Annotated in this window: 5 protein-coding genes; all 5 read left to right on the top strand. The window is 33.7% G+C overall.

Annotation, left to right across the window (positions count from 1 at the left end; translation table 11 throughout):
* The first annotated feature begins 389 nt into the window (after window positions 1-389).
* The 5 genes from DT250_RS31320 (at window position 390) to uppP (ending at window position 4,649) form a co-directional block, all read left to right on the top strand.
* Window positions 390-1,103 (top strand): response regulator transcription factor, encoded by a 714-nt coding sequence (locus DT250_RS31320; RefSeq protein WP_046953851.1) that lies wholly within the window; start codon window positions 390-392, stop codon window positions 1,101-1,103.
* A complete protein-coding gene (locus DT250_RS31315) occupies window positions 1,093-2,106 on the top strand; it encodes a sensor histidine kinase (protein WP_000845343.1) in 1,014 nt (337 codons plus the stop codon). The genes DT250_RS31320 and DT250_RS31315 overlap by 11 nt, the downstream gene beginning before the upstream one ends.
* Window positions 2,107-2,174: 68 nt before the next feature.
* Window positions 2,175-3,104 carry an ABC transporter ATP-binding protein gene (locus DT250_RS31310; RefSeq protein WP_000484005.1) on the top strand — a complete coding sequence of 310 codons (930 nt, stop codon included), beginning with the start codon at window positions 2,175-2,177 and terminating at the stop codon, window positions 3,102-3,104.
* A complete protein-coding gene (locus tag DT250_RS31305; protein ID WP_000247712.1) occupies window positions 3,097-3,834 on the top strand; it encodes an ABC transporter permease in 738 nt (245 codons plus the stop codon). The genes DT250_RS31310 and DT250_RS31305 overlap by 8 nt, the downstream gene beginning before the upstream one ends.
* 17 nt (window positions 3,835-3,851) lie before the next feature.
* Window positions 3,852-4,649 carry an undecaprenyl-diphosphate phosphatase UppP gene (gene uppP, locus DT250_RS31300; protein WP_149214387.1) on the top strand — a complete coding sequence of 266 codons (798 nt, stop codon included), beginning with the start codon at window positions 3,852-3,854 and terminating at the stop codon, window positions 4,647-4,649.
* Window positions 4,650-5,004: the final 355 nt, after the last annotated feature.

Here is a 5,004-nt window from a genome sequence, read left to right as displayed (position 1 = left end):
GCGACTTCCTTATGTTAACATTTTCATCTTTCAATGTCAACTAAGTTTTTCATTTTGTTTGCCGCGTTCTGCGTTATTGCATCGGCGACTTGTCCTATATTACACCTCTAAGATGAAATCGTCAACACCTTTTTATAAAGATATTCAATTTAATATTTTTATGCTCTTTTAGCTAGATATGCCTCTACAAAGAGTCATTACTAGAAACCACCTTCTGCTTCTCTTTAATTTATTCTCCCAAAACATATTCGATTTCATTTGAACTCTAGACTTAATTCTTGTAGACATGTCCCTCCAACAAAACTAGCAACCTTATTTTAACAAATACTAGTATATAATTAGAGAGTTGTTATACTAGCAATAAAACTCTATTAGAAGCAGGTGAAAATATGAAAGATATACGTATCCTTATAGCAGACGATGATAAAGAAATCCGAAATTTATTAAAAATATATTTAGAACGAGAATTATATATGGTAGATACTGCGGTTAATGGTGAAGAAGCCTTGCAATTATTTAATCAAAACAACTATAACCTCGTTATATTAGATCTTATGATGCCGAAAGTAGATGGTATCGAAGTATGTAGAAAACTTAGAGATAAAACTAACGTACCTATATTAATGCTAACCGCTAAAGATCACGAAATTGATAAAATTTTAGGTTTAAGCATTGGCGCTGATGATTACATTACGAAACCTTTCAGTATTCACGAAGTAGTTGCACGAGTAAAGGCTCTTATGCGGCGTTTTTTAGTTCTTGGAAGTAACACTACTGCACAAGAGAAAACAATTTTAGCTTTCAAAGGACTAACTATCGATTTAAATACATACACAGTTCATACAAATAAAGAAGAAATCAGCTTAACCGGAAAAGAACTGGAACTGTTGAAATTCTTTACTTCAAACCCAGGACAAGTATTTACAAAAACACAGCTCTTTCGAAATGTATGGGACGATAATTATATAGAAGACGATAATACCGTTATGGTACATATTCGAAAACTTAGAAAGAAAATAGAAATCAATCCTTCTAATCCAAAATTCATTCAAACTGTATGGGGAATTGGTTATAAGTTTGTAGGTGAAAAACTTGAAGACTGATAAAACCCTATTCCTTATTTCATTACAACTTATCATTTGCGGGCTTTTAAATATACAAATGGGCCCAAAGGGAAAGATGTCTTTATTTATTACCCTTATTTTAATTACAATGTATCTCTTCTTTTCAAGAATACAATTCATTCAACATCGCAAATCAGTGGACACAAAATTAGGTCGTGTACTAAAAGGAAATTTACAAACGAGATTATTCACAAGCAATGACCCCTCATTACATAGTATCGTTTTTTCAATAAACGAACTAATAGCTGAATTAGAAAAGGTTCGGATCGAAGCAAAAAGATCCGAGGAATCTAGAAAACAACTTTTGTCTAGTATCTCGCACGATATCCGAACACCACTCACCTCTATTATTGGATATATCGACGCTTTAAAAGATGGGGTTGCTGTTTCTGAAATAGAAAAGAAAGAATATCTTAAAATACTTTATATGAAATCAAATAACTTAAAACATCTAGTTAACGAAATATTCAATATGGCAAAGCTAGACGCCAATGAATTTCCACTAAAAGAAGAGGAACTCGACTTTTCTGAAGTTACTAGAGAAGTTTTGATTGAATTTTTACCTGAACTCTCAAAACATAATCTCGAACTACAGGTTCTCATACCAGAATCTACTTGCCCTATCATTGCAGACCACCTTAGCCTTATGCGAATTATGAGTAATTTGATAAAAAATGCCATTTATTACGGAAAAGATGGGAAAACATTAGGGATCGAACTACTAGAAACTGATACAGACTATGAACTTCTTATTTGGGATAAAGGCCCTGGTATTCCAAAACATGATTTACAAAACGTATTTGAACGAATGTACCGAAGCGAACAATCGAGAAACTCCTCTTCTGGTGGTAGCGGTCTCGGGCTTTCAATTTCTAAAGCACTCGTTGAGAGAAATGGTGGGCATATATGGGTTGAAAGTACTCCATGGAAACGAACTACTTTTGGCTTTTCAATTCCAAAATACATTTCTTTTAAGAAATAGTTAAGAAATGATTAATATGCAGTTAAGCCTTCCTTCTTATCATGTAATTAAGAACTTATAGAAAGTAGGTGTTTCCTATAAATACAATTATAAAAACGACTAACCTTACTAAAGTGTATGGCACACAAAAATCAGTAGATAATCTAAATATTAATGTTCAACAAGGCGAGATTTATGGATTCATAGGACGAAATGGTGCGGGCAAAACAACAACCATTCGTATGCTACTCAGTCTTATAAAACCTACAAGTGGAAATATTGAAATATTCGGAGAGGACTTATTTCAAAATCAAAAAGATATTTTAAGAAGAATTGGTTCTATCGTTGAGGTTCCAGGGTTTTATGAAAACTTAACTGCAAAAGAAAACTTATTAATTAATACAAAGATAATTGGGATTCACAAAAAGAATGCTATTGAAGAAGCATTAGAAATAGTAGGATTGCAGCATGAAACAAAAAAATTAGTTGGGAAGTATTCTTTAGGAATGAAGCAGCGCCTAGGTATTGCACGTGCCCTTCTCCATTATCCCGAATTACTCATACTAGATGAACCAACTAACGGGCTCGATCCCATTGGTATTAAAGAAATGCGAAAACTTATTAAATCTTTAGCTCAGGAAAGAAATATAACGATACTTATTTCCAGTCACATATTAGCTGAGGTAGAACAATTAGTTGATCGTATGGGAATTATTCATGAAGGAAGGTTACTAGAAGAAGTTTCTCTTAATACGCTACGTAAAGCAAACCGTAAGTACATAGAATTTCAAGTGAATAATGAAAACAAAGCCGCAATGCTATTAGAAAATCAGCTTCAAATCTTTGATTATGAAGTACATGATGAAGGGAATATTCGTATTTATTCTCATTTTGGACAACAAGGATACATCAACAGAACGTTCGTTCTAAACGGTGTAGAAGTATTAAAAATGATGATAAGTGAAGATAGATTAGAAGATTATTTCACTAAATTAGTTGGAGGTGGAACAATTGGTTAATCTACTCTATACAGAACTACTAAAACTAAAACGCTCTAATATGTTTTTAATTAGCATTATTGGGGCTGGTGTCGCACCTTTCTTAGTCGTAGTAGCTTCTTATATACATATAAAAACCAAACAGCCCACTCCGACTATTTGGTTCCATCAATTATTTACTGATGTTAACTTATATACTACTTTAGTGATAGGATTCCCCTTATATGGAGTAGTAATTGCTTATCTGTTTACCCGTGAATATGCAGAAGACACACTAAAGAATTTACTAACTATCCCCGTATCGCGTATTAGCTTTATTATAAGTAAGTTCATCACTCTTTTTCTTTGGATCATGATGCTAACTTTAGTCGCTTGGGCACTCACTTTAATATTAGGGCTATTGGGGAACTTCCCTGGTTTTAACACTGCTTTATTTTTAGGTTCTTTTCTAAAATTTTTAATCTGTGGTGGACTTCTCTTTCTATTGTCTTCACCTATTGTGCTACTAACTCTTGTAATGAAGAGCTATGTACCACCTATTATATTAACAGTCATTATTACAATGACTAATCTTATGCTCGTAAACTCCAAACATAAAGATTTATTTCCGTGGACCGCTACTCTTGATATCGCAAATAATGAATTACAACCCACATATCCACCGGAATATTCTTATATCATCATTGCAGCAACAGCGGTTTCAGGATTTTTTGCAACACTATTCTATTTCAAAAGAGTAGACATTCATTAATTTATAGGAGTGAAACGATGAGCGATATCATTATTGCCTTCATACTCGGTATCGTAGAGGGGTTAGCCGAATTTTTACCTATCTCTTCTACTGGTCACCTTATATTAGTCGGGCATTTATTAAATTTTGAAGGAGAAAGAGCGAAAACGTTTGAAATTGTTATACAGCTAGGGGCAATTTTAGCTATTGCAATTTTATATCATAAACGCCTCGTTTCTTTATGTAATATTAAACCTCTTCTGCGGAAAGAGAAGAAATTCAACGCATTCCATGTATTTCTTGGCGTATTTCCAGCAGTAGTTGCTGGTTTACTACTACATGGTGTTATTAAAACTTACTTATTTCAGCCCTATACTGTCGTAATTGGACTTGTAGCAGGGGCAATTCTTATGCTCTTTGCAGAAGTAAAGAAGAAAGAGGCAACCTCCTATTCACTGGATGATTTAACATACCGTCAAGCATTAACAATCGGATTATTTCAATGCTTAGCAGTATACCCCGGCTTCTCTAGAGCTGGCTCTACTATTTCTGGAGGTCTATTAGCAAAAGTAAATTATAAAACTGCATCTGAGTTCTCTTTTCTCATTGCTCTTCCTGTAATGGTAGGCGCTACAGGCTTAGACTTGTTAAAAAGCTGGAAGTATTTAAGTGTCAATGATATCCCTATGTTTGTGGTAGGATTCATTACCTCTTTTATAGTAGCAATGTTAGCAGTAGTAACATTCCTAAAGCTTTTAGAAAAGATAGGCTTAAAACCTTTCGCATACTATCGTATTTTGTTAGCTATCTTATTTACGCTTTTCGTATTGCTATAAATTCATATAAGTCACAGATAAAAAACCGATATTCAAGTTAGAATATCGGTTTTTTATCCATTTCACATCAAGTACTACCTACTCCAATATGGCATAGCGGGAGTAAATCATCATTCATAATCCAAATGTTCTTCAAGCAATTTTAATCTTTACCGTACGACACAGCTCAAAAATTAAACACCCCTTGGACAGAGACCGAATGTGTATACAAACTATATCCATTCCGCATATATCATATTTCTTAATTCTCAATACACCGATACAAGTTCTAAATGTGTACAAAATGCTCATGCTTTATTAAACACGAAAAAACACAAGTCAAAAGACTTGTGTTTTTAGTTGCTTGGCGACGTCC

The organism is Bacillus sp. AR2-1 (assembly GCF_008368755.1).
Lineage (GTDB): Bacteria > Bacillota > Bacilli > Bacillales > Bacillaceae_G > Bacillus_A > Bacillus_A wiedmannii.
The sequence above is the reverse complement of the archived record's forward strand: the minus strand, read 5'-3'. Positions and strand labels throughout refer to the sequence as shown.